The organism is Bacillus sp. FSL R5-0585 (assembly GCF_038004545.1).
GTDB classification, from domain to species: Bacteria; Bacillota; Bacilli; order Bacillales; family Bacillaceae_G; genus Bacillus_A; species Bacillus_A cereus.
Genome location: NZ_JBBORJ010000001.1, coordinates 4,162,501 through 4,183,906, shown reverse-complemented (window position 1 = coordinate 4,183,906; position 21,406 = coordinate 4,162,501). Strand labels below are relative to the sequence as shown.

The window sequence follows — 21,406 nt, the reverse complement described above, 5'->3', positions numbered from 1 at the left end:
CGATGGGTCAAAAGGTTAATCCAATTGGTCTTCGTGTCGGCGTTATCCGTGACTGGGAATCTCGTTGGTTCGCTGAGAAAGATTACGCTACATTATTACATGAAGACATCAAAATCCGTGAGTACATTAATGTACGCTTAAAAGATTCTGCTGTTGCTAAAGTAGAAATCGAACGTGCAGCAAATCGTGTAAATGTTACAATTCACACTGCAAAACCTGGTATGGTAATTGGTAAAGGTGGTACTGAAGTTGAAGCACTTCGTAAAGCTCTTAACCAATTAACAGGCAAGCGTGTACACATCAACATTTTAGAAGTTAAGAGAGCTGATCTTAACGCTAAATTAGTAGGCGAAAACATCGCTCGTCAATTAGAAAACCGTGTATCATTCCGTCGTGCACAAAAGCAAGTTATTCAACGTGCTATGCGTGCAGGTGCTAAAGGTATTAAAACACAGGTTTCTGGTCGTCTTGGCGGAGCTGATATCGCTCGTGCAGAATCTTACAGTGAAGGAACTGTTCCACTTCATACACTTCGCGCTGATATTGACTATGCAGCAGTTGAAGCTGATACAACATACGGTAAATTAGGCGTAAAAGTATGGATCTACCGTGGAGAAGTCCTTCCTACAAAAAAGAAAGCTTCTGAGGAAGGAGGAAAATAATATGTTAATGCCAAAACGCGTAAAATATCGTAGAGAGCATCGTGGTAAAATGCGTGGTCGTGCTAAAGGCGGAACTGAAATTGCTTTCGGTGAATTCGGTTTACAAGCACAAGCTGCTTCATGGATTACAAACCGTCAAATCGAAGCTGCTCGTCGTGCAATGACTCGTTACATGAAACGTGGCGGTAAAGTATGGATTAAAATTTTCCCTTCTAAACCTTACACTGCAAAACCTCTAGAAGTACGTATGGGTTCCGGTAAAGGGGCACCAGAAGGCTGGGTAGCAGTAGTAAAACCTGGGAAAATTATGTTCGAAATCGCGGGTGTATCTGAAGAGGTAGCACGCGAAGCATTACGTCTTGCAGCTCACAAGTTACCTGTGAAATGTAAATTCGTAAAACGTGAAGAAAATGGTGGTGAATCTAATGAAAACTAATGATATTCGTGAATTAACCACTGCCGAAATCGAAACAAAAGTTAAAGCTTTAAAGGAAGAGTTGTTTAATCTTCGCTTCCAACTTGCTACAGGACAATTAGAGAATCCAACTCGCATTCGTGAAGTGCGTAAAGCAATTGCTCGTATGAAAACTGTAGTTCGTGAAAGAGAGATCGGAATTAATCGATAAATTGAGGGGAGGTTTGCATAGTGAGCGAACGTAACCAACGCAAAGTTTATACTGGTCGTGTAGTGTCTGACAAAATGGACAAAACGATTACAGTTTTAGTTGAAACTTACAAAACTCATTCCTTGTACGGAAAACGTGTTAAGTATTCTAAGAAGTACAAAGCCCATGATGAGCAAAACCAAGCGAAACTTGGCGATATCGTTAAAATCATGGAAACTCGCCCGCTTTCTGCTACTAAGCGTTTCCGTTTAGTTGAAATCGTTGAAGAAGCGGTTATTATCTAAATAGACGAATCGGAATTTTTAGTCCGAAGGGAGGTTTCATAACATGATCCAACAAGAATCTCGTTTGAAAGTTGCTGACAACTCTGGTGCACGTGAACTTTTAACAATTAAAGTATTAGGCGGCTCTGGTCGTAAATATGCTAACATTGGTGACATTATCGTTGCTACGGTAAAACAAGCAACACCAGGTGGCGTTGTTAAAAAAGGTGACGTTGTTAAAGCAGTAGTAGTACGTACGAAGAGCGGAGCTCGTCGTCCGGACGGTTCTTACATCAAATTTGATGAAAACGCAGCGGTTATCATTAAAGACGATAAGAGCCCACGTGGTACTCGTATCTTCGGACCAGTAGCTCGTGAATTACGTGATAGCAACTTCATGAAGATCGTTTCTTTAGCTCCAGAAGTTCTATAATTTAAGGTATTGCCTTGCTAAGGAGGTGCAGAATTAAGATGCATGTAAAAAAAGGTGATAAAGTACAGGTAATCACTGGTAAAGACAAAGGAAAACAAGGCGTTATCCTTGTGGCTTTCCCAAAGCAAAACCGTGTTATCGTTGAGGGTGTCAATATCGTTAAGAAGCACTCTAAGCCATCTCAATTAAATCCACAAGGTGGAATTATTACTAAAGAAGCACCTATTCACGTTTCTAACGTTATGATTTTAGATCCGAAAACAGGTGAACCTACTCGCGTAGGCTTCAAAGTAGAAGATGGTAAAAAAGTTCGTATTGCAAAAAAATCTGGTGAATTATTAGATAAATAATTTTCTTAAGAAAGGAGGTCACTTCATTGAATCGCCTTAAAGAGAAGTTCCAAAAGGAAATTACTCCTGCTCTAGTGAGCAAGTTTAACTATAAATCTGTAATGCAGGTACCAAAAATCGAAAAGATCGTAATCAACACTGGTGTTGGTGACGCGGTATCTAACTCAAAAGCGTTAGACAACGCAGTAGAAGAATTAACACAAATCACAGGTCAAAAACCTGTTGTAACTCGTGCTAAAAAATCAATCGCTGGTTTCCGTCTTCGTGAAGGTATGCCAATCGGTGCGAAAGTAACTTTACGCGGCGAGCAAATGTATGAGTTCTTCGACAAATTAGTATCAGTTTCTTTACCACGTGTACGTGATTTCCGTGGTGTTTCTAAGAAATCATTCGATGGTCGTGGAAACTATACATTAGGTGTTAAAGAGCAACTTATTTTCCCTGAGATTGATTATGATAAAGTAAGCAAAGTCCGCGGTATGGACATCGTAATCGTTACTACAGCGAAAACTGATGAAGAAGCTCGTGAACTGTTAACACAATTCGGTATGCCATTCCAAAAATAATGGAAGCCAACGCTAAGTAGAGGAGGCGAAAACGTGGCTAAAAAATCTATGATAGCGAAACAAAAGCGTACTCCTAAGTTTAAAGTACAAGAGTATACACGTTGCGAACGCTGCGGTCGTCCGCATTCTGTATACCGCAAATTTAAACTTTGCCGTATTTGTTTCCGTGAACTTGCATATAAAGGTCAAATTCCTGGTGTTAAAAAAGCTAGTTGGTAAAACCCACAAATGGGAAGGAGGTAAAACACATGGTGATGACAGATCCAATTGCAGACATGCTTACTCGCATCCGTAATGCGAACATGGTACGTCATGAGAAATTAGAGGTTCCTGCTTCTAAAATCAAAAAAGAGATCGCTGAACTTTTAAAACGTGAAGGTTTCATTCGTGATGTAGAATACATCGAGGATAACAAACAAGGTATCCTTCGTATTTTCCTGAAATATGGTGCAAACAATGAACGTGTAATCACTGGATTAAAACGTATCAGTAAACCTGGCTTACGCGTTTACGCTAAAGCTGACGAAGTACCACGTGTACTTAACGGATTAGGTATCGCTCTTGTTTCTACATCTAAGGGAGTAATGACAGACAAAGACGCTCGTCAATTACAAACTGGTGGAGAAGTAGTAGCATACGTTTGGTAATATATATTTAAAACGAACGGAGGTGTGACCACATGTCTCGTATTGGTAAAAAGATTCTTGAAATCCCTGCAGGTGTTACTATTACAGTTGCAGAAGACAATACTGTAACAGTAAAAGGCCCTAAAGGTGAATTAACTCGTACTTTCAATGCTGATATGCTTATCAAAATTGAAGAGAATACATTAACAGTTGAGCGTCCATCTGAACAGAAGGAACACCGTGCATTACACGGTACAACTCGTGCTTTAATCGGAAACATGGTTGAAGGTGTAACTGAAGGTTTCGCACGCGGACTTGAATTAGTCGGTGTTGGTTACCGTGCTCAAAAACAAGGTGATAAACTTGTATTAAGCGTAGGTTATTCTCATCCAGTAGAAATGACTCCGGAAGCAGGTCTTGAAGTTGAAGTACCTGCACCAACTAAGATCGTAATTAAAGGTATCGACAAGCAACGTGTTGGCGAATTCGCTGCTAACATCCGTGCTGTACGTGCTCCTGAGCCTTACAAAGGTAAAGGTATTCGTTACGAAGGCGAAGTTGTTCGTCGTAAAGAAGGTAAAACTGCTAAGTAAACCCGTTAGGTGAGAGAAAGGAGTGACAAGAATGATCACTAAAGCTGATAAAAATGCGACTCGTAAGAAAAGACATGCACGTGTACGTGCTAAACTTACTGGTACTGCAGAGCGTCCACGTTTAAACGTGTTCCGTTCTAACCAACATATTTACGCTCAAGTTATTGATGATGTGAATGGTGTAACGTTAGTAAGTGCATCTACTCTTGATAAAGACCTTGCTCTTAACGGTACTAGCAATATTGAAGCTGCTACGAAAGTTGGAGAATCAGTTGCTAAGCGTGCTGTAGAGAAAGGCGTTAAAGAAGTAGTATTTGATCGCGGTGGTTACTTATACCATGGCCGTGTTAAAGCTCTAGCTGAAGCTGCTCGTGAGGCTGGATTACAATTTTAATGGTCAAAGGAGGGAAAATTGATGCATCGCATTGACCCAAGTAAATTAGAACTTGAAGAACGTGTAGTTACGATAAATCGTGTCGCGAAAGTTGTTAAGGGTGGTCGTCGTTTCCGCTTTGCTGCACTAGTTGTAGTTGGCGATAAAAACGGTCATGTTGGATTCGGTACTGGTAAAGCACAAGAGGTACCAGACGCAATCCGTAAAGCTATCGAAGACGCTAAGAAAAACTTAATCGCTGTACCATTAGTTGGTACAACAATTCCACACACAATCAACGGTCATTTTGGCGCTGGTGAAGTATTCTTAAAACCTGCTGCTGAGGGTACTGGTGTTATTGCTGGTGGACCTGTTCGTGCGGTCCTTGAATTAGCTGGTGTACAAGATATTCTTTCGAAATCTCTTGGTTCTAACACACCAATCAACATGATTCGCGCTACTGTGAACGGATTAAGCGAACTTAAGCGCGCTGAAGATGTTGCAAAATTACGCGGTAAATCTGTAGAAGAGCTACTAGGTTAAGGAGGGAAAACAAATGGCGAAAAAGTTAGAAATTACCCTCACTCGTAGTGTAATTGGTCGTCCACAAGATCAACGTGCGACGGTAGAAGCTTTAGGTCTTAAAAAGTTGAATTCAACTGTAGTTAAGGAAGAAACTCCTGCTATTCTTGGTATGATCAACAAAGTTTCTCACCTTGTAACTGTAAAAGAAGCTTAAGGATAACTCATTAATATAAGGAGGTGCCTGGGAATGAAACTTCATGAATTAAAACCTGCAGAAGGTTCTCGTAAAGTACGTAACCGTGTCGGTCGTGGTATCGGTTCTGGTAACGGTAAAACTGCTGGTAAAGGTCATAAAGGACAAAACGCACGTTCTGGCGGCGGTGTTCGTCTTGGCTTCGAAGGTGGTCAAACTCCATTATTCCGTCGTTTACCAAAACGCGGCTTCACAAACATTAACCGTAAAGAGTTTGCTATTGTAAACTTATCAACGTTAAATCGTTTTGAAGATGGTACAGAAGTAACACCTGAATTATTGCTGGAAACTGGCGTTATCAGCAAGTTAAACGACGGTGTTAAAGTTCTTGCAAGCGGAGCAGTAGAGAAAAAACTAACTGTTAAAGCGCACAAGTTCTCTTCAAGTGCTAAAGAAGCAATTGAAGCAGCTGGCGGATCAGTTGAGGTGATCTAATGTTTCGTACAATCTCCAACTTTATGCGCGTTGCTGAGATAAGACGTAAAATATTATTCACTTTAGCGATGTTAATCGTATTCAGGATTGGCACGTTTATCCCCGTGCCATTTACAAATGGAGACGTACTGAAGGCACAAGATCAATTAAATGCTTTAGGTATTCTAAATACATTTGGCGGTGGAGCCTTGAAAAACTTCTCCATCTTTGCGATGGGAATCATGCCGTATATTACAGCATCCATCATCGTGCAATTATTGCAGATGGATGTTGTTCCTAAATTTTCGGAATGGTCGAAGCAAGGTGAAATGGGCCGTCGTAAATTAACGCAATTCACGCGTTACTTTACAATTGTTCTTGCGTTTATTCAGGGGTTTGGTATGTCAATCGGTTTTAACGGTATGGTAGGTGGACAATTAATTTTGAATCCAGGTTGGAGCACTTATTTATACATTGCTACGGTACTGACTGCTGGTACTGCATTTTTAATGTGGTTAGGTGAACAGATTACAGCTAAAGGTGTAGGTAATGGTATTTCCATCCTTATCTTTGGCGGTATTGCCGCAGCGATCCCAAGTGTTATATCTCAAGTGTATCAGCAACAGTTTCAAAATATCGGAGATCAATTGTTCATGAGTATCGTTAAAGTTGCATTGATTTTACTAGCTGTGCTAGCAGTTATTGTGGGTGTTATTTTCATTCAACAGGCTGTTAGAAAGATCCCAATTCAATATGCGAAGCGTGTAACAGGAGGAAATGGTGGTTATGCTGGAGCACAAAACACACATTTACCGCTTAAGGTAAATAGTGCTGGTGTTATTCCAGTAATTTTTGCTGTTTCATTCTTAATTACGCCTCCGACTATTGCACAGTTCTTCCCGAAACATGATGTATCGCAGTGGATTATTGCAAACTTTAACTATTCTCACCCAGTGGGAATGATCATATATGTTGCGCTCATTGTAGCCTTCACATATTTCTATGCATTTGTTCAGGTTAATCCAGAGCAAATGTCAGAGAATCTAAACAAGCAAGGTGGATATGTTCCAGGTATTCGTCCGGGTAAGAATACGGAACAATATCTAACAAAAATCTTGTATCGTTTGACCTTTGTAGGATCAATTTTCCTAGCAGCGATTGCAATCTTACCAGTTATCTTTACGAAATTGGGAAATCTTCCTCCATCTGCACAGATCGGTGGAACGAGTATGTTAATCGTTGTCGGCGTTGCTTTAGAAACAATGAAGCAGCTAGAAAGCCAACTGGTAAAACGCCATTACAAAGGGTTTATCAAGCAGTGAGTAAGTGGGAAGAATTGTCTTCCCTACATGCTCATGTACTCTGAGGGGGAACAAGGATGAACTTAATTTTAATGGGGCTTCCTGGTGCTGGTAAAGGTACACAAGCCGAACAGATTGTTGCCAAGTATAACATCCCTCACATTTCAACAGGAGACATGTTCCGTGCAGCTATGAAGGCTGAAACTGAAATGGGTCTACAAGCAAAATCTTTTATTGATAAAGGTGCACTTGTTCCAGATGAAGTTACAATCGGAATCGTTCGTGAACGTTTAAGTCAAGACGACTGCGTAAGAGGTTTCTTACTAGACGGTTTCCCACGAACTGTTGCACAAGCATCAGCTCTTGAAGAAATTATGAAAGATCTTGGCAAAAAAATCGACTATGTTTTAAACATTAATGTGGATTCAGGGTTGTTATTAAAACGCCTTACAGGCCGTCGCATTTGTAAAGAGTGCGGTGCGACTTACCACTTAGAATTCAATCCACCAGCAAAAGCTGATGTGTGCGATAAATGTGGTGGCGAATTATATCAACGCTCTGATGACAATGAAGAAACTGTAGCAAATCGTTTAGATGTAAATATTAAGCAAACAAAACCTTTGCTTGATTTCTACGAAGAGCTTGGTTACTTACAAAGCATTAATGGTGAGCAAGATATCAATAAAGTATTTGCTGATATCGATGTTCTCATCGGAGGCTTAGCGTAATGATAATCTGCAAAACTCCTCGCGAGATAGAAATCATGCGAGAAGCTGGCAGGATCGTTGCTTTGACTCATCAAGAGTTGAAACAGCACATTACTCCAGGAATTACAACGAAAGAGCTCGATCAAATAGCGGAAAAGACGATTCAAAAATATGGTGCTACGCCATCTTTTAAAGGATACAACGGATTTCCGGGGAGCATATGTGCTTCTGTAAATGAAGAGCTTGTACACGGAATTCCAGGGAAGCGCAAGCTCAAAGAGGGCGATATCATCAGTATCGATATTGGTGCGAAATACAATGGGTACCATGGAGATTCTGCATGGACGTATCCAGTTGGAAACATTTCTGAATCTGTTCAAAAGCTACTTGATGTCACAGAAAAATCGTTGTATCTTGGTCTAGAACAAGTAAAACCAGGCGAGAGATTATCAAATATCTCACATGCGGTTCAAACCCATGCTGAAGAGAATGGATTCTCGATCGTTAGGGAGTATGTTGGTCACGGAATCGGGCAAGACTTACATGAGGACCCTCAAATCCCGCACTATGGTCCACCAAATAGAGGCCCTAGACTAAAGCCGGGAATGGTCATCTGTGTTGAGCCGATGGTGAATCAAGGAAGACGATATGTAAAAACACTATCTGATGACTGGACAGTGGTAACGGTAGATGGTAAATGGTGTGCCCATTTTGAGCACACGATTGCTCTTACAGAAGCAGGATACGAAATCCTTACCACTTTATAAGTAGCTGGCTCTCCGGGATTTCAGAGCAGTGTAAAATGTTACTGATTTGAAGAAGGGAGAACTATTGAATGGCTAAAGATGATGTAATTGAAGTCGAAGGTACCGTTCTTGAAACGTTGCCAAATGCTATGTTCAAAGTAGAATTAGAGAATGGGCATGTCGTATTGGCTCACGTTTCTGGTAAAATCCGTATGAACTTCATTCGTATTTTACCAGGAGACAAAGTTACGGTAGAATTATCTCCGTACGATTTAAATCGTGGTCGTATTACGTACCGTTTTAAATAATATAGCACTCCGTAATCTTTAAGGAGGTTCGAGACATGAAAGTAAGACCGTCAGTTAAACCAATCTGCGAAAAATGTAAAGTTATTCGTAGACGTGGAAAAGTAATGGTTATTTGTGAAAACCCTAAACATAAACAAAAACAAGGTTAATCAGAAGGAGGTGCATTCGTAATGGCACGTATCGCAGGTGTAGATATTCCTCGAGACAAACGCGTTGTTATTTCTTTAACTTACGTATTCGGCATTGGTCGCACAACTGCTGAAAAAATTCTTGCTGAAGCAGGTATTTCTGAAGAAACACGAGTTCGTGATTTAACGGAAGACGAATTAGGACGTATCCGTGATATCATCGATCGTATTAAAGTTGAGGGAGACCTTCGTCGTGAAGTATCTCTTAACATCAAACGTCTAATGGAGATCGGTTCTTACCGTGGTCTTCGTCACCGTCGTGGTTTACCAGTTCGTGGTCAAAACTCTAAAAACAATGCTCGTACACGTAAAGGTCCACGTCGTACAGTAGCAAATAAAAAGAAATAATAAGTAAAGGAGGTTGAACTAACAATGGCACGTAAAACAAACACTCGTAAAAAACGTGTGAAAAAGAATATTGAAGCTGGTATAGCTCATATTCGTTCTACTTTCAACAACACAATCGTAACACTTACAGATACTCACGGTAACGCACTTTCTTGGTCTAGTGCTGGTGCACTTGGTTTCCGTGGATCTCGTAAATCTACTCCATTCGCTGCGCAAATGGCTGCTGAAACTGCTGCTAAAGCTGCAATGGAACACGGTTTAAAAACTTTAGAGGTTACTGTTAAAGGTCCTGGTGCTGGTCGTGAAGCTGCAATTCGTGCTCTTCAAGCTGCAGGTCTAGAAGTAACAGCAATTAGAGATGTTACTCCAGTTCCTCATAATGGATGTCGTCCACCAAAACGTCGTCGTGTGTAATTTTTCTGTATAGAATTTTCCCTTTTGTCTATAATGGATATGATGCATTATCGAGAAATTTCGTACAGAAACATCGCTTGTTGTGCACAATCGGGAACTGCCTAAGGGGGACTTTCGGTTAGACAGGGGTTATACCTTTGTTTAACCGGGGTTTCGACGTTTTGAAGGAGGGTTTAGTTAATGATTGAAATCGAAAAGCCGAAAATCGAAACGGTTGAACTTAACGAAGATGCTAAATATGGTAAATTCGTAATTGAACCGCTTGAGCGTGGATATGGTACTACTTTGGGTAACTCCTTACGTCGTATTCTTTTATCCTCACTCCCTGGTGCCGCTGTTACTGCTATCCAAATCGATGGCGTATTACATGAATTTTCAACAGTTGAGGGCGTAGTAGAAGACGTTACGACGATCATCTTAAACTTGAAAAAGTTAGCTCTTAAAATCTACTCTGAAGAAGAGAAGACGTTGGAAATTGATGTACAGGGCGAAGGTATTGTCACAGCTGCTGATATTACTCACGATAGTGATGTAGAAATCTTAAATCCAGATTTACACATTGCAACGTTAGCAAAAGATGCGCATTTCCGCGTGCGTTTAACTGCAAAGCGTGGCCGTGGGTATACGCCAGCTGATGCAAATAAAAGCGAAGATCAACCAATAGGAGTAATTCCTATTGATTCTATTTATACTCCAGTATCACGTGTGACTTACCAAGTGGAAAAGACACGTGTCGGACAAGTGGCTAATTATGATAAGCTTACGCTTGATGTATGGACGGATGGAAGCATCGGGCCAAAAGAAGCTATCTCTTTAGGTGCCAAAATCTTAACTGAGCATTTAAATATCTTTGTTGGTTTAACTGATGAAGCACAAAATGCTGAGATTATGGTCGAGAAGGAAGAAGATCAAAAAGAGAAAGTTCTTGAGATGACTATCGAAGAACTAGACCTTTCTGTTCGTTCTTATAATTGCCTAAAACGTGCAGGAATTAATACTGTACAAGAGCTTGCGAACAAAACAGAAGAAGATATGATGAAAGTTCGTAACTTAGGACGTAAATCCTTAGAAGAAGTTAAACATAAACTTGAGGAATTAGGTTTAGGTTTACGTAAAGACGACTGAGGATTTAAACCCATCAACAAAGGAGGGAACTACGAATGGCATACAGAAAATTAGGCCGTACAAGTGCGCAACGTAAAGCTATGTTACGTGATTTAGCTACTGATTTAATTATCAACGAGCGCATCCAAACGACAGAAACTCGTGCAAAAGAACTTCGTTCTGTAGTGGAAAAAATGATCACTTTAGGTAAACGCGGAGATCTTCATGCTCGTCGTCAAGCAGCAGCTTTCATTCGCAATGAAGTAGCTAACGCTGAGACTGGTCAAGATGCACTTCAAAAACTATTCGCTGATGTAGCTCCACGCTATGCTGAGCGCCAAGGCGGATACACTCGTATTGCAAAAATTGGTCCACGTCGCGGAGACGCAGCACCAATGGTAATTATCGAGTTAGTATAATGATAATTAAAAGGGCAGGACAGTTCTTTTCAAGAAACTGGTCATGGCCCTTTTTTTTAAATATAAAAATAGGCTAACTTGGCGAAGGAAAGGGTGCCTTCTATTGAAAAAAGAGAAACTTCGGATAGAAAATATATCATTTCAATATCCTGGGGCAGCCACTTATGCATTAAAAGATGTTTCATTTTCCTTATATGAGGGAGAATGGGTATCTATTATTGGACAAAACGGTTCAGGAAAGTCTACACTTGCAAAATTATTGAATGGTTTGTTTTTGCCAGAAGCAGGGACTATTACAGTAAATGATACAATGGTTTTATCAGAGGAAACGGTATGGGATGTTCGAAAACAAATTGGAATGGTATTTCAAAATCCAGATAATCAATTTGTTGGAACGACAGTGCAAGATGATGTTGTATTTGGCTTGGAGAATATCGGAATGCCAAGAGAACAAATGATTGAAAGATTAGAACAGGCCTTGCAACTTGTCCGTATGGAAGATTTTCTTAATGATGAGCCTCATTCCTTATCTGGTGGGCAAAAGCAGCGAGTGGCAATAGCAGGCGTTTTAGCACTTCAACCATCTATTTTAATATTAGATGAAGCAACGTCAATGTTAGACCCTCAAGGGAGACGTGAAGTAGTAGAAACGGTTAGACAACTTGTTACTCAAAAAGGTATTACCGTGTTATCAATTACGCACGATTTAGAAGAAGCGGCACAGTCAGATCGTGTCATTATTTTAAATAAGGGAGAAATATTAGAGGAAGGGACTCCAGAAAAAATTTTCAAATCCTCTCATATGCTCCAAGAAATTGGCTTAGATGTACCGTTTTCGGTGAAAATAGCAGAATTATTAAAAAGAAATGAAATTCTCTTGCAAAATACGCATCTTACAATGGAAAGCTTGGTGAACGAACTTTGGAGATTACATTCCAAAAAGTAGAACATCGTTATCAATATAAAACTCCATTTGAAAGACGCGCACTTTATGATGTAGACGTGTCGTTTCCAAGTGGGGGCTATTATGCCATTATCGGTCATACTGGTTCAGGAAAGTCGACGATGATTCAACATTTAAATGGTTTATTGCAGCCGACAAATGGTACAGTTCAAATTGGTGAACATTTGATTTCGGCAGGAAAGAAAGAAAAAAAGCTAAAGCCACTACGTAAGAAAGTAGGGGTTGTCTTTCAATTCCCAGAACATCAGTTGTTTGAAGAGACTGTGGAGAAAGATATTTGTTTCGGCCCTACTAATTTTGGAGTATCTGTAGACGAAGCAAGGCAAAAGGCTAGAAAGGCAATTGAACTTGTAGGGCTAGAACCAGAACTGTTAGCACGTTCTCCGTTCGAATTAAGTGGTGGACAAATGAGACGTGTTGCTATAGCGGGTGTACTGGCAATGGAACCTGAAGTGCTTGTATTAGATGAACCTACAGCAGGACTAGATCCAAAAGGGCAGAACGAACTTATGGAGATGTTTTATAAGTTGCACAAGGAGAAAGGTCTTACAGTCATCCTTGTAACGCATAATATGGAGGATGCTGCTCAGTATGCGGAGCAGATTGTAGTTATGTATAAAGGAACGGTCTTTTTGCAAGGAAGTGCAGAGGAAGTATTTTCACATGCTGATGAACTAGAGAAAATTGGTGTGGATCTTCCTATGTCATTAAAGTATAAACGTGCAATTGAAGAGAAGTTTGGTATTTCAATTCCAAAGGCTACCTTATCTTTAGAGGATCTTACTCATGAAGTTGTGCAGGTGTTACGAAAAGGTGGTCATGAATCATGCAGCAGTTGATTATTGGGAGATATATCCCGGGGAATTCACTTATTCATCAACTTGATCCACGTACGAAGCTGCTGATTGTCTTTTTATATGTATTTGTTGTTTTCTTAGCAAATAATGCGATTTCATATGGATTTTTATTTTTATATGCACTCATTGCTTTATTTTTTGCAAAAGTGCCGATTCGTTATGTACTTTCGGGCTTAAAACCAATTTTATGGATTTTTCTTTTTACATTTTTCCTGCATATTTTTACAAATAAAGAGGGGGATGTACTATTCCAGCTTGGTTGGTTTTCGATATATGAAAAAGGATTAGAGCAAGGGATATACATTTCTGTACGATTCTTCGTTATTATTTTAATGACGACATTATTAACGTTAACGACGACACCTATTGAAATTACAGATGGTTTGGAGACGTTATTAAAGCCGTTGAAGCGTATAAAGGTTCCTGTTCATGAAATCGCATTAATGATGTCAATTTCTCTTCGTTTTATCCCGACATTAATGGATGAAACGAGTAAAATAATGAAAGCACAAGCGTCACGTGGTATTGATTTTGCCGGGGGACCGATAAAAGATAGAATAAAAGCTATTATTTCACTGCTCGTTCCTCTGTTTATCAGTGCTTTTAAGCGTGCAGAGGACTTAGCCATTGCGATGGAAGCTCGTGGATATCAAAGTGGTGAAGGACGTACTAAATTTAGGCAACTACGCTGGAAAACAAGCGATACAGTAACGATTGTCAGCTTATTTTGTTTAGCTTGTATTTTGGCATGGGTGCGATCGTAATGGAGAATAGAGAAATGGATAGAATAAAATGTACGGTTGCATATGATGGCATGCATTTTTGTGGTTATCAAATTCAGCCGAACCATCGTACTGTTCAACAGGAGATAGAAAAAGCATTGCAGAAATTGCATAAGGGAGAACTTGTTCGTGTTCAGGCATCTGGTAGAACAGATTCTACAGTTCATGCAAAAGGACAAGTAATACACTTTGATACTCCTTTGTCTCTTGAAGAATGGCAATGGATTAATGCTTTAAACACAATGTTGCCAGATGATATTGTTATTAGGCAAGTAGAGAAAAAAACAGAAGAATTTCATGCACGTTACGGTGTTGAGAAAAAAGAATATCGTTATCGTGTATTATTATCAAAGACTGCGGATGTATTCCGTAGAAATTACGTATATCAATATCCATACCCGCTCGAAATCAACTCTATAAGAAAAGCAATTCCTTATTTTATTGGAACACATGATTTCACTTCTTTTTGTTCGGCAAAAACTGACAAAAAAGATAAAGTGCGAACAATTTATGAAATCGAGTTAATTGAACAAAATGATGAAATAATTTTTCGTTTTGTAGGTAATGGATTTTTATATAATATGGTCAGAATTATTGTTGGTACGTTACTTAGCGTAGGGCAAGGAAAGCTTGATCCTGATAGCATTCCAGAGATTTTAGCGAAACAAAATCGTCAGTTTGCTGGAAAGATGGCTCCAGGTCATGGGCTTTACTTATGGGAGGTAAACTATAACAACTAATCCTGGTGTAACATTTGCTTGACATTAGAAACTCAAAAGTATATCATAACATATGGTATTGTTTCTAAAACCACGATTAGCCCCGGAAGGAAATCGTGTTTAAGATAAACAATAGATTTTTTCTATGGAAAAGATAACGAGGAGGGAAACACATGCGTACGACTTTTATGGCAAAAGCTAACGAAGTTGAGCGTAAATGGTATGTGGTTGATGCTGAAGGTCAAACTTTAGGTCGCCTTGCTAGTGAAGTAGCATCCATTTTACGTGGTAAAAACAAACCTACATTTACACCACACGTTGACACGGGTGATCATGTAATTATTATTAACGCTGAGAAAATTCATTTAACAGGTAATAAATTAAACGATAAAATTTACTACCGTCACACTAACCACCCAGGTGGACTTAAGCAAAGAACAGCTCTTGAAATGCGTACAAACTACCCTGTACAAATGTTAGAGCTTGCAATTAAAGGCATGCTTCCAAAAGGACGCTTAGGCCGTCAAGTTTCTAAGAAACTTAACGTGTATGCTGGAGCAGAGCATCCACACCAAGCACAAAAACCAGAAGTTTACGAACTTCGCGGATAATTAATTAAAGGAGGGCTTACTTTGGCACAGGTTCAATACTATGGCACTGGACGTCGTAAGAGTTCAGTAGCGCGCGTACGCCTAGTTCCAGGCGAAGGACGCGTTATCATTAACGGTCGTGATTTTGAAAACTATATCCCATTTGCTGCATTACGTGAAGTAGTGAAACAACCTCTAGTTGCAACAGAAACTTTAGGTAACTACGATGTACTTGTAAACGTAAATGGTGGTGGATACACTGGTCAAGCTGGTGCTATTCGTCACGGTATTTCTCGCGCTTTATTAAAAGCTGATCCAGAATACCGTCTAACATTAAAACGTGCAGGTCTATTAACTCGTGACGCACGTATGAAAGAGCGTAAAAAATACGGTCTTAAAGGCGCACGTCGTGCACCTCAGTTCTCAAAACGTTAATTTTTGCGAACTACAAACCCCAACCATTTTGGTTGGGGTTTTTTTATGTTTCATTCCTCTTTTGCAATTTTTATAGCTTGGAATATTTTAGTGCTCCCGCCACGCGTATGCTTCTTCTTTAGAAGTTTAGACTAATACGTATTAGGGAGGTTTATATGTACTATGAATGTCATTGTCAGCTTACAAGAAAAACAAAAAGAAAAGCAGTTAAAATACGAGCGGAAGATGTTGCGGGAATTATCATTAAAAACATTGCGTTCAAATATTCGTGATGCCTTTCAAATGCAAGAGCTTCATCGTCAGTATGAAGATTACTGTATTGAATTAGGGATAGAATCGTATTTATTAGGAGCGAGATACAGTAAATTTGGTTATTATGGTGAATCGTTTTTTGATGTGAAATATAGAGCTTTAGAAGAAGAACAACAATTAACTGAAACGCTATTTCAATTTTTAACGAGTATGACTATGCGAGAAATAAAGTTGAAAGATGAGGAGTTACTTTTTGAATCTTGTCAGCAGTTTATAGGATTGTGGTGGCAAGAAGGGTATGAAAAAGGTGAAAGAAGATATCGATTAAAGCTTCATTAAGACAAGCATAAACTTTCCTCTTGTCCCATATAAGTAATTAGAGGGACTAGCTGGAGGAGGAAAGGTATGAAGAGAATTCGAATTATCTCTTTTGCACTCGCTGCGGTTGTATTGTTTTTTTTAGTCAAGCAAGAATTTCAAATTACAAAATCGTGGCGAGCTTGGAATTTACCCTTATCAGGGAAAGTAATTGTATTAGATGCTGGGCATGGTGGACCAGATGGAGGGGCTGTTGGTGGAAAGGATATTATAGAAAAGGATATTACGCTTGAAATTACAAAAAAGGTACAAGACTATTTACAAGAACAAGGTGCACTAGTTATTTTAACGCGTGAGGGAGATTATGATTTAGCTAACAAAGATACAAAGTCATATAGTAGACGTAAAGCAGAGGATTTAAAAAAACGTGTAGAAATCATCAATAAACCTGATGTAGACTTTTTTGCAAGTATTCATTTAAATGCTTTAACTAGTAGTGGATCGAAAGGCGCACAAACGTTCTATTACCGCTCTTCGATTGAAAATGAACGTGCTGCAAAATTTATACAGGCTGAATTGAGAACAAGTTTAGAGAACACGAATCGTTCTGCTAAGACAATTTCGCATGTATATTTATTAAAGTATTCTAAAACACCAGGTGCTTTAATTGAAGCTGGCTTTTTATCGAATGTGAACGAAAGGTATATGTTAAATTCGGAGAAATATCAGCAAAAGGTAGCAGCTGCAATATACCGTGGTATATTACGTTATTTCACGGAAAAAGGAAATCCTCCAGAATAAGGAGGATTTTTTTGAGCTTCTCTCGTTAACGAAGTTTTCGGAAAATATGTTATACTGGAAATGTAAACGCATTTATTTCAAGGATAAGCAGAGATAAATTCAATTAACATTACGTTATTTTTCATACAGGGGGCTGGGCTAATTATGGTAACGAAAGAGCAAGTGGTTGAAGCGTTAGAAGGGATTGTAGATCCGTTTTTACATAAAACATTAAAAGAAACAAGTGCAATTAAAGAGGTAACAGTCAAGCCAGAGAAGGAACATGTGAGTGTCAAAATTGCAATCGTAAAAACCGGTACAGCGGAACAAATGCAGTTGCAGTCTGGAATTGTAAAGTTAGTAAAAGAACTTGGGGCAGCAACAGTTGGACTTCGTTTTGCAGAATTTACAGAAGAGGAATTAGCTCAGTTTGCACCGGAACAAGAAGAAGAGCAAAGTGAATCTTTATTGTCACCTAATTCAAAAACAACATTCTTAGCAGTAGCGAGTGGAAAAGGTGGCGTGGGAAAATCAACTGTTTCCGTTAACCTTGCAGTTGCTTTAGCTCGTTTAGGAAAAAAAGTTGGTATTATTGATGCGGACATTTACGGTTTTAGTGTGCCAGACATGATGGGGATAGAAAAACGTCCTATCGTAAGAGGTGACAAGATAATTCCGGTGGAACGTTTAGGTGTAAAGGTAATCTCGATGGGCTTCTTTGTAGAGGATAATGCACCAGTTATTTGGAGAGGACCTATGCTTGGGAAAATGTTAAACCACTTCTTCACAGAAGTAGAATGGGGCGATTTAGATTATTTAGTACTAGATTTGCCACCAGGCACAGGTGATGTTGCGTTAGATGTGCACTCAATGTTGCCATCTTGCAAAGAGATTATTGTAACGACGCCTCATCCAACAGCTGCGTTTGTAGCAGCGCGTGCTGGAGCGATGGCATTGCGCACTGAACATAGTATTCTTGGTGTTGTTGAGAATATGGCATATTTTGAAAGTAAGGTAACTGGTGAGAAAGAATATGTATTTGGAAAAGGCGGAGGAGATAAGTTAGCTACCGAATTACAAACGAATGTTCTTGGTCGTATTCCACTGCAACAACCCGATTGGAATAAAGAAGACTTTGCTCCTTCAGTATATGAAGATACACATACAACGGGCATTATTTATAGTAAAATAGCTGAAACAGTAATTGATAAAACAGCTGTTACACAAAAATAAAGTGAAACTTTAATCAGTGGGGTTCACCTGTTACTGACAACAATAAGGCTTTTGTTGCTAGTAAACCTTTCGCTTAATTAGAGGGGTCCATTTTGTCTGTTAATAGCAAGATAAAGTAATAACGAGTGAACAATATATAAATTGTCCACTCGTTATTATAGTTATTATTTTTTACTGTTCTTCCTTCTTGTCGCCTTGAGAACCACTGTCACCGCCTGCTTCTTTCTTACCAGATCCGCCTTTTTCAGCTTTTTGCACACCTTTACTAATGATATCAATCATCTTGGCTTGGAAGAGTGGACTTTCAGCAGTTTCTGTTAGTACTTGTTGTAGATATTGACGGTATTCTTTACTCTTCATTGTTTGTAACATCATTTTTTCTACTTCAGGATTTTTCATAATTTCTATAACGCCTGCTTGGTATTCAGGGTCTTTTAATAAGGTTTTCATTAATTGAGTTTGTTCTTTCCCCATACTTTTAGCAAATTTTGATGAGAACTCAGGATCTTTAAAGAGCTTTTCCCAGAATTGTTGCCCTTTATCGGATACCATGGCATCTTCAATCGTTTTCTTTACTACTGTTTCATCTAGTATGAGTGCTTGTTTCATTTTTTCATCAGTTAATACATCTTGAATAGCTTTCTTACCTTGATCTGTTTTTAAAATATCAACAATCATTTTCTTTGTTTGATCGTAATCTAGTTCGGATTTCGTTTCTTTTCCTTGTGCGCATGCTGCAAGTGCGATAAGTAGAAAAGAAGAAACGAAAATGAATAGCATCCGTTTCATAAGTTGGAACTCCTTTCAGCACAGTTCTCTCTTTTTAATATAAATATCTTTAAGGAATTTATACATGAACATGGCTAGCTTTTTGAAATTGTCATTGATACAATTTAATTAGAAATATAAGGATAATGGGGGATGTGTTGTGAATAGCCGCAAGTGGGTACGACTATTTTTAACGACGTTGTTTCTTGGTGGGATTAGCACAGTTATTATTGGTTTTGTTTTGGAGTGGGACAAGTACAATAAATTTTTTCAAAATTTCGACGGTAAGGAGATTTTAGCAGTATCTTTCTGGCTGATGGGTGTAGGATTTATTTTTAGTGTTATAAGTCAAATGGGATTCTTTGCATATTTAACAATCCACCGTTTTGGACTAGGGATGTTTCGCTCATCTTCTTTATGGAATGCAGTCCAGCTCTTCTTTATTGCATTCGTATTATTTGATTTTGTGTATTTAAGATCTGTACTTATTGCAAATGGGGAAGTCTCGTTAGGGAATAATATACTTGTTGCTGGAATGTTATTTGTGTTTGGAGCAATTGTTGCTTATGTAAAAAGTAAAGAAACAAATAAAAAAGCATTTGTGCCAGCTCTGTTCTTTATGGTTGTTGTAACGATCCTTGAATGGGTACCCGCGCTTCGGATTAATGATACAGATTGGTTATATTTAATGGTTATACCGCTATTGTTATGTAATGCATATCAATTACTTGTATTACATCGTTTAATCGGAAAAACAAGTAAATCAGCTTAATAGAGAGGTTTTATACAACAGCAGTTATAATGTTGTAAATGGTATGATTAAAAAAGCTCTACCACCTTCTTGAAAGGTAGTAGAGCTTTTTATGCGTGAAGAGTAGTAGGGAAGAAGCTACTTCACATCTTCACTTTTCGTACTTGTGTTGGAAATAAGTTGTGAAACGGATATTTGCTCATATCCATCACTTTTTATTTTTTGCAGGAGCAGCGGTAAAGCTCTATTTGTTTGAAGGGCAGAATCGGATGCGTGTAATAACACGATATCTCCACCTTTCAAATTATTAGAGACAGTGGAAACGATGTTATTTACACCTGGGTTTTTCCAATCGTTTGAATTATTACTCCAATGCACGACGGTGTATCCAAGTGATTCTGCGATTTTAAGGGTTGCTTTGTTAAATTCGCCACTAGGTGGACGTAACAGCTTGACTTGTTTTACACCAAGTTTCGTAAAAACATCTTGTGCTCGTAAAAGGTCTCGTCTTATTTCATTTGTCTCTAGAGAAGTATAGGATGTGTAATTGTACCCCATACTACCGATTTCGTGTCCATCTTTCATGATTCGCTCTACAATATCGGGGTGTCTTTCGGCCCATGCAGCAGAAAGGAAGAAGGTTGCATTCTTAATTTCTTTTTCTTTAAGAGTATCTAGGATTGGAATTGCTTTTTTGTCTCCCCAACTAATATCAAACGTAAATGCAACTTGCTTTTTAGCGGTGTCTCCTTTGTAAATTACTTTAGGGCCTGTAGCAGTTGAAAAAGCAGATTCATGTGAATATGTTTTTAAAAAGAGTAGCCATGCTGTAAATAAGGACAGTATCACTATTAAGCTAATGTGTTTAAAATTTCTCTTACTCGTAATAAAAAAGAAAAACATAATATTACGCCCCTTTGTCCAATCCTTTTCAGTTACATATATGCTGGAAATATAAAAAAGAGAACAAAGGATTAATATCGTAAGTAGTGGATATAATGGATGATAGGATTGTGATAATTGAAAATGAGCGGAACGTTTATTGTTGCGTAAGGAATTATTGAGGTGATTGTTTGCTTGGGCTGATGTTGACAAAAGAAGAGAGAAAAGAAATGGAATACATATTGAAGAGAGAATTAGAGGAACTTTTATTTGATTTTGAAGATGAGCGTATTCATGAAGTTGTAAAAAAAGCTATGGAAGAAAGATATAAAATCATTTTCTGTTTATTCCGGAGAGTAGCTAACACAGAAGAATGTATTCGTTATGTAAGAAAAAGAATTTTTTATTAAAAAGTGTTGACGTTAATAGTTTGTATATGTTAAATTAATAACCGTCGCTGATGCGGAAACGCAGAAAACGACAAAAAGAAATTGAAAAACTTAGTTGACATTAACTAACGAAGATGTTAACATAAGGAAGTCGCAAATGAGCGACCAAGTAGTTCTTTGAAAACTGAACGAAACAAACAACGTGAAACGTCAATTTTTATTTTAGATGCTAGACAAACTAACTTTATTGGAGAGTTTGATCCTGGCTCAGGATGAACGCTGGCGGCGTGCCTAATACATGCAAGTCGAGCGAATGGATTAAGAGCTTGCTCTTATGAAGTTAGCGGCGGACGGGTGAGTAACACGTGGGTAACCTGCCCATAAGACTGGGATAACTCCGGGAAACCGGGGCTAATACCGGATAACATTTTGAACCGCATGGTTCGAAATTGAAAGGCGGCTTCGGC

The 21,406-nt window shown here is 38.8% G+C and carries 36 protein-coding genes and 1 rRNA gene (1 of these 37 cut by a window edge); 35 read left to right on the top strand and 2 right to left on the bottom strand.

The window, feature by feature from the left end; all coding sequences use genetic code 11:
* Nucleotides 1-2: 2 nt before the first annotated feature.
* The 32 genes from rpsC (at nt 3) to MKY38_RS21465 (ending at nt 18,149) form a co-directional block, all read left to right on the top strand.
* Nucleotides 3-662, top strand: a complete 660-nt coding sequence (rpsC, locus tag MKY38_RS21620) for a 30S ribosomal protein S3 (protein ID WP_000529956.1) — start codon at nt 3-5, stop codon at nt 660-662.
* 1 nt (nt 663) lies between these two features.
* Nucleotides 664-1,098 (top strand): 50S ribosomal protein L16, encoded by a 435-nt coding sequence (rplP, locus tag MKY38_RS21615; RefSeq protein WP_000928969.1) that lies wholly within the window; start codon nt 664-666, stop codon nt 1,096-1,098.
* Nucleotides 1,088-1,288, top strand: a complete 201-nt coding sequence (rpmC, locus tag MKY38_RS21610) for a 50S ribosomal protein L29 (RefSeq protein ID WP_000855718.1) — start codon at nt 1,088-1,090, stop codon at nt 1,286-1,288. Before rplP ends, rpmC begins: the two co-directional genes overlap by 11 nt.
* Nucleotides 1,289-1,308: 20 nt before the next feature.
* On the top strand, nt 1,309-1,572 hold the full coding sequence (rpsQ, locus tag MKY38_RS21605; protein WP_000004106.1) for a 30S ribosomal protein S17: 264 nt from the start codon (nt 1,309-1,311) through the stop codon (nt 1,570-1,572).
* 43 nt (nt 1,573-1,615) lie between these two features.
* Nucleotides 1,616-1,984, top strand: coding sequence for a 50S ribosomal protein L14 (rplN, locus tag MKY38_RS21600; RefSeq protein ID WP_000615912.1), 369 nt, complete (start codon nt 1,616-1,618; stop codon nt 1,982-1,984).
* Between the two features lie 38 nt (nt 1,985-2,022).
* Nucleotides 2,023-2,334 (top strand): 50S ribosomal protein L24, encoded by a 312-nt coding sequence (rplX, locus tag MKY38_RS21595; protein ID WP_000558200.1) that lies wholly within the window; start codon nt 2,023-2,025, stop codon nt 2,332-2,334.
* Between the two features lie 26 nt (nt 2,335-2,360).
* On the top strand, nt 2,361-2,900 hold the full coding sequence (gene rplE / locus MKY38_RS21590) for a 50S ribosomal protein L5 (protein ID WP_001080831.1): 540 nt from the start codon (nt 2,361-2,363) through the stop codon (nt 2,898-2,900).
* Nucleotides 2,901-2,933: 33 nt separating this feature from the next.
* Nucleotides 2,934-3,119 carry a 30S ribosomal protein S14 gene (rpsN, locus tag MKY38_RS21585; RefSeq protein WP_001085700.1) on the top strand — a complete coding sequence of 62 codons (186 nt, stop codon included), beginning with the start codon at nt 2,934-2,936 and terminating at the stop codon, nt 3,117-3,119.
* Between the two features lie 29 nt (nt 3,120-3,148).
* On the top strand, nt 3,149-3,547 hold the full coding sequence (rpsH, locus tag MKY38_RS21580) for a 30S ribosomal protein S8 (protein WP_000245511.1): 399 nt from the start codon (nt 3,149-3,151) through the stop codon (nt 3,545-3,547).
* A gap of 32 nt (nt 3,548-3,579) precedes the next feature.
* A complete protein-coding gene (gene rplF, locus MKY38_RS21575; protein WP_000086558.1) occupies nt 3,580-4,119 on the top strand; it encodes a 50S ribosomal protein L6 in 540 nt (179 codons plus the stop codon).
* 31 nt (nt 4,120-4,150) lie between these two features.
* On the top strand, nt 4,151-4,513 hold the full coding sequence (gene rplR / locus MKY38_RS21570; protein ID WP_000628816.1) for a 50S ribosomal protein L18: 363 nt from the start codon (nt 4,151-4,153) through the stop codon (nt 4,511-4,513).
* A 21-nt stretch (nt 4,514-4,534) separates the two neighbouring features.
* The gene (gene rpsE, locus MKY38_RS21565) at nt 4,535-5,035 is read left to right on the top strand and encodes a 30S ribosomal protein S5 (RefSeq protein ID WP_000554646.1); all 501 of its coding nucleotides are present in this window, start codon (nt 4,535-4,537) and stop codon (nt 5,033-5,035) included.
* A gap of 13 nt (nt 5,036-5,048) precedes the next feature.
* The gene (gene rpmD, locus MKY38_RS21560; RefSeq protein WP_001085234.1) at nt 5,049-5,231 is read left to right on the top strand and encodes a 50S ribosomal protein L30; all 183 of its coding nucleotides are present in this window, start codon (nt 5,049-5,051) and stop codon (nt 5,229-5,231) included.
* Between the two features lie 33 nt (nt 5,232-5,264).
* The gene (gene rplO / locus MKY38_RS21555) at nt 5,265-5,705 is read left to right on the top strand and encodes a 50S ribosomal protein L15 (protein ID WP_000766081.1); all 441 of its coding nucleotides are present in this window, start codon (nt 5,265-5,267) and stop codon (nt 5,703-5,705) included.
* Nucleotides 5,705-7,006 (top strand): preprotein translocase subunit SecY, encoded by a 1,302-nt coding sequence (secY, locus tag MKY38_RS21550; RefSeq protein WP_000490117.1) that lies wholly within the window; start codon nt 5,705-5,707, stop codon nt 7,004-7,006. Before rplO ends, secY begins: the two co-directional genes overlap by 1 nt.
* 56 nt (nt 7,007-7,062) lie before the next feature.
* Complete coding sequence (locus MKY38_RS21545; protein WP_001048989.1) at nt 7,063-7,713, top strand: adenylate kinase; 651 nt, start codon at nt 7,063-7,065, stop codon at nt 7,711-7,713.
* On the top strand, nt 7,713-8,459 hold the full coding sequence (map, locus tag MKY38_RS21540) for a type I methionyl aminopeptidase (protein ID WP_000582539.1): 747 nt from the start codon (nt 7,713-7,715) through the stop codon (nt 8,457-8,459). The genes MKY38_RS21545 and map overlap by 1 nt, the downstream gene beginning before the upstream one ends.
* Nucleotides 8,460-8,527: 68 nt before the next feature.
* Nucleotides 8,528-8,746: a translation initiation factor IF-1 gene (gene infA, locus MKY38_RS21535; RefSeq protein WP_001029884.1), complete on the top strand. Its 219-nt coding sequence runs from the start codon at nt 8,528-8,530 to the stop codon at nt 8,744-8,746.
* 35 nt (nt 8,747-8,781) lie between these two features.
* Nucleotides 8,782-8,895, top strand: coding sequence for a 50S ribosomal protein L36 (rpmJ, locus tag MKY38_RS21530; RefSeq protein WP_000868344.1), 114 nt, complete (start codon nt 8,782-8,784; stop codon nt 8,893-8,895).
* A gap of 21 nt (nt 8,896-8,916) precedes the next feature.
* Nucleotides 8,917-9,282 (top strand): 30S ribosomal protein S13, encoded by a 366-nt coding sequence (gene rpsM, locus MKY38_RS21525; RefSeq protein WP_000090788.1) that lies wholly within the window; start codon nt 8,917-8,919, stop codon nt 9,280-9,282.
* A 24-nt stretch (nt 9,283-9,306) separates the two neighbouring features.
* The gene (gene rpsK, locus MKY38_RS21520; RefSeq protein ID WP_000101798.1) at nt 9,307-9,696 is read left to right on the top strand and encodes a 30S ribosomal protein S11; all 390 of its coding nucleotides are present in this window, start codon (nt 9,307-9,309) and stop codon (nt 9,694-9,696) included.
* Nucleotides 9,697-9,876: 180 nt separating this feature from the next.
* Nucleotides 9,877-10,821 carry a DNA-directed RNA polymerase subunit alpha gene (locus MKY38_RS21515; protein ID WP_000569643.1) on the top strand — a complete coding sequence of 315 codons (945 nt, stop codon included), beginning with the start codon at nt 9,877-9,879 and terminating at the stop codon, nt 10,819-10,821.
* A 35-nt stretch (nt 10,822-10,856) separates the two neighbouring features.
* Entirely contained in the window at nt 10,857-11,219 is a 363-nt protein-coding gene (gene rplQ / locus MKY38_RS21510; RefSeq protein ID WP_000331490.1) for a 50S ribosomal protein L17, read from the top strand.
* Between the two features lie 103 nt (nt 11,220-11,322).
* Nucleotides 11,323-12,165 carry an energy-coupling factor ABC transporter ATP-binding protein gene (locus tag MKY38_RS21505; protein WP_000711757.1) on the top strand — a complete coding sequence of 281 codons (843 nt, stop codon included), beginning with the start codon at nt 11,323-11,325 and terminating at the stop codon, nt 12,163-12,165.
* Complete coding sequence (locus tag MKY38_RS21500) at nt 12,141-13,022, top strand: energy-coupling factor ABC transporter ATP-binding protein (RefSeq protein ID WP_065223393.1); 882 nt, start codon at nt 12,141-12,143, stop codon at nt 13,020-13,022. Before MKY38_RS21505 ends, MKY38_RS21500 begins: the two co-directional genes overlap by 25 nt.
* The gene (locus MKY38_RS21495) at nt 13,010-13,804 is read left to right on the top strand and encodes an energy-coupling factor transporter transmembrane component T family protein (RefSeq protein ID WP_065223394.1); all 795 of its coding nucleotides are present in this window, start codon (nt 13,010-13,012) and stop codon (nt 13,802-13,804) included. Before MKY38_RS21500 ends, MKY38_RS21495 begins: the two co-directional genes overlap by 13 nt.
* A 14-nt stretch (nt 13,805-13,818) precedes the next feature.
* Complete coding sequence (gene truA / locus MKY38_RS21490; RefSeq protein WP_002098927.1) at nt 13,819-14,562, top strand: tRNA pseudouridine(38-40) synthase TruA; 744 nt, start codon at nt 13,819-13,821, stop codon at nt 14,560-14,562.
* Between the two features lie 152 nt (nt 14,563-14,714).
* Nucleotides 14,715-15,152, top strand: coding sequence for a 50S ribosomal protein L13 (rplM, locus tag MKY38_RS21485; RefSeq protein WP_001260793.1), 438 nt, complete (start codon nt 14,715-14,717; stop codon nt 15,150-15,152).
* Nucleotides 15,153-15,173: 21 nt separating this feature from the next.
* Nucleotides 15,174-15,566 (top strand): 30S ribosomal protein S9, encoded by a 393-nt coding sequence (gene rpsI / locus MKY38_RS21480; protein ID WP_000079986.1) that lies wholly within the window; start codon nt 15,174-15,176, stop codon nt 15,564-15,566.
* A 162-nt stretch (nt 15,567-15,728) separates the two neighbouring features.
* Nucleotides 15,729-16,157 carry a DUF2521 family protein gene (locus MKY38_RS21475; RefSeq protein ID WP_001101005.1) on the top strand — a complete coding sequence of 143 codons (429 nt, stop codon included), beginning with the start codon at nt 15,729-15,731 and terminating at the stop codon, nt 16,155-16,157.
* Nucleotides 16,158-16,223: 66 nt separating this feature from the next.
* Nucleotides 16,224-16,937, top strand: a complete 714-nt coding sequence (cwlD, locus tag MKY38_RS21470) for an N-acetylmuramoyl-L-alanine amidase CwlD (RefSeq protein ID WP_000822439.1) — start codon at nt 16,224-16,226, stop codon at nt 16,935-16,937.
* 144 nt (nt 16,938-17,081) lie between these two features.
* Complete coding sequence (locus tag MKY38_RS21465) at nt 17,082-18,149, top strand: Mrp/NBP35 family ATP-binding protein (RefSeq protein WP_000256628.1); 1,068 nt, start codon at nt 17,082-17,084, stop codon at nt 18,147-18,149.
* Between the two features lie 171 nt (nt 18,150-18,320).
* On the opposite strand, the gene gerD is transcribed toward MKY38_RS21465, so the two are convergent.
* Nucleotides 18,321-18,938, bottom strand: a complete 618-nt coding sequence (gene gerD, locus MKY38_RS21460; RefSeq protein ID WP_065223395.1) for a spore germination lipoprotein GerD — start codon at nt 18,936-18,938, stop codon at nt 18,321-18,323.
* A 139-nt stretch (nt 18,939-19,077) separates the two neighbouring features.
* Between gerD and kbaA the strand changes: the two genes are divergently transcribed.
* Entirely contained in the window at nt 19,078-19,689 is a 612-nt protein-coding gene (gene kbaA / locus MKY38_RS21455) for a KinB signaling pathway activation protein KbaA (protein WP_001088527.1), read from the top strand.
* A gap of 117 nt (nt 19,690-19,806) precedes the next feature.
* Here the strand turns inward: kbaA and pdaB are convergent, their stop codons facing one another.
* Entirely contained in the window at nt 19,807-20,571 is a 765-nt protein-coding gene (pdaB, locus tag MKY38_RS21450) for a polysaccharide deacetylase family sporulation protein PdaB (RefSeq protein ID WP_000464703.1), read from the bottom strand.
* A gap of 170 nt (nt 20,572-20,741) precedes the next feature.
* Between pdaB and MKY38_RS21445 the strand changes: the two genes are divergently transcribed.
* Nucleotides 20,742-20,960 carry a hypothetical protein gene (locus MKY38_RS21445; RefSeq protein WP_000901147.1) on the top strand — a complete coding sequence of 73 codons (219 nt, stop codon included), beginning with the start codon at nt 20,742-20,744 and terminating at the stop codon, nt 20,958-20,960.
* 223 nt (nt 20,961-21,183) lie between these two features.
* Nucleotides 21,184-21,406, top strand: a 16S ribosomal RNA gene (locus MKY38_RS21440) (it continues 1,329 nt past the right edge of the window).

Coding starts and splice junctions, on each gene's coding strand:
- rpsM (WP_000090788.1), top strand. CDS start 8,917: ATGGCACGTATCGCAGGTGTAGATATTCCTCGAGACAAACGCGTTGTT.
- pdaB (WP_000464703.1), bottom strand. CDS start 20,571: ATGTTTTTCTTTTTTATTACGAGTAAGAGAAATTTTAAACACATTAGC.
- MKY38_RS21545 (WP_001048989.1), top strand. CDS start 7,063: ATGAACTTAATTTTAATGGGGCTTCCTGGTGCTGGTAAAGGTACACAA.
- cwlD (WP_000822439.1), top strand. CDS start 16,224: ATGAAGAGAATTCGAATTATCTCTTTTGCACTCGCTGCGGTTGTATTG.
- rplQ (WP_000331490.1), top strand. CDS start 10,857: ATGGCATACAGAAAATTAGGCCGTACAAGTGCGCAACGTAAAGCTATG.
- MKY38_RS21515 (WP_000569643.1), top strand. CDS start 9,877: ATGATTGAAATCGAAAAGCCGAAAATCGAAACGGTTGAACTTAACGAA.
- MKY38_RS21465 (WP_000256628.1), top strand. CDS start 17,082: ATGGTAACGAAAGAGCAAGTGGTTGAAGCGTTAGAAGGGATTGTAGAT.
- rpsK (WP_000101798.1), top strand. CDS start 9,307: ATGGCACGTAAAACAAACACTCGTAAAAAACGTGTGAAAAAGAATATT.
- map (WP_000582539.1), top strand. CDS start 7,713: ATGATAATCTGCAAAACTCCTCGCGAGATAGAAATCATGCGAGAAGCT.
- MKY38_RS21475 (WP_001101005.1), top strand. CDS start 15,729: ATGAATGTCATTGTCAGCTTACAAGAAAAACAAAAAGAAAAGCAGTTA.
- rpsC (WP_000529956.1), top strand. CDS start 3: ATGGGTCAAAAGGTTAATCCAATTGGTCTTCGTGTCGGCGTTATCCGT.
- gerD (WP_065223395.1), bottom strand. CDS start 18,938: ATGAAACGGATGCTATTCATTTTCGTTTCTTCTTTTCTACTTATCGCA.
- rplF (WP_000086558.1), top strand. CDS start 3,580: ATGTCTCGTATTGGTAAAAAGATTCTTGAAATCCCTGCAGGTGTTACT.
- secY (WP_000490117.1), top strand. CDS start 5,705: ATGTTTCGTACAATCTCCAACTTTATGCGCGTTGCTGAGATAAGACGT.
- MKY38_RS21495 (WP_065223394.1), top strand. CDS start 13,010: ATGCAGCAGTTGATTATTGGGAGATATATCCCGGGGAATTCACTTATT.
- rplX (WP_000558200.1), top strand. CDS start 2,023: ATGCATGTAAAAAAAGGTGATAAAGTACAGGTAATCACTGGTAAAGAC.
- truA (WP_002098927.1), top strand. CDS start 13,819: ATGGATAGAATAAAATGTACGGTTGCATATGATGGCATGCATTTTTGT.
- rpmD (WP_001085234.1), top strand. CDS start 5,049: ATGGCGAAAAAGTTAGAAATTACCCTCACTCGTAGTGTAATTGGTCGT.
- rplO (WP_000766081.1), top strand. CDS start 5,265: ATGAAACTTCATGAATTAAAACCTGCAGAAGGTTCTCGTAAAGTACGT.
- rplN (WP_000615912.1), top strand. CDS start 1,616: ATGATCCAACAAGAATCTCGTTTGAAAGTTGCTGACAACTCTGGTGCA.
- rpsE (WP_000554646.1), top strand. CDS start 4,535: ATGCATCGCATTGACCCAAGTAAATTAGAACTTGAAGAACGTGTAGTT.
- rpmJ (WP_000868344.1), top strand. CDS start 8,782: ATGAAAGTAAGACCGTCAGTTAAACCAATCTGCGAAAAATGTAAAGTT.
- rpmC (WP_000855718.1), top strand. CDS start 1,088: ATGAAAACTAATGATATTCGTGAATTAACCACTGCCGAAATCGAAACA.
- infA (WP_001029884.1), top strand. CDS start 8,528: ATGGCTAAAGATGATGTAATTGAAGTCGAAGGTACCGTTCTTGAAACG.
- rpsH (WP_000245511.1), top strand. CDS start 3,149: ATGGTGATGACAGATCCAATTGCAGACATGCTTACTCGCATCCGTAAT.
- rplR (WP_000628816.1), top strand. CDS start 4,151: ATGATCACTAAAGCTGATAAAAATGCGACTCGTAAGAAAAGACATGCA.
- rplM (WP_001260793.1), top strand. CDS start 14,715: ATGCGTACGACTTTTATGGCAAAAGCTAACGAAGTTGAGCGTAAATGG.
- rplP (WP_000928969.1), top strand. CDS start 664: ATGTTAATGCCAAAACGCGTAAAATATCGTAGAGAGCATCGTGGTAAA.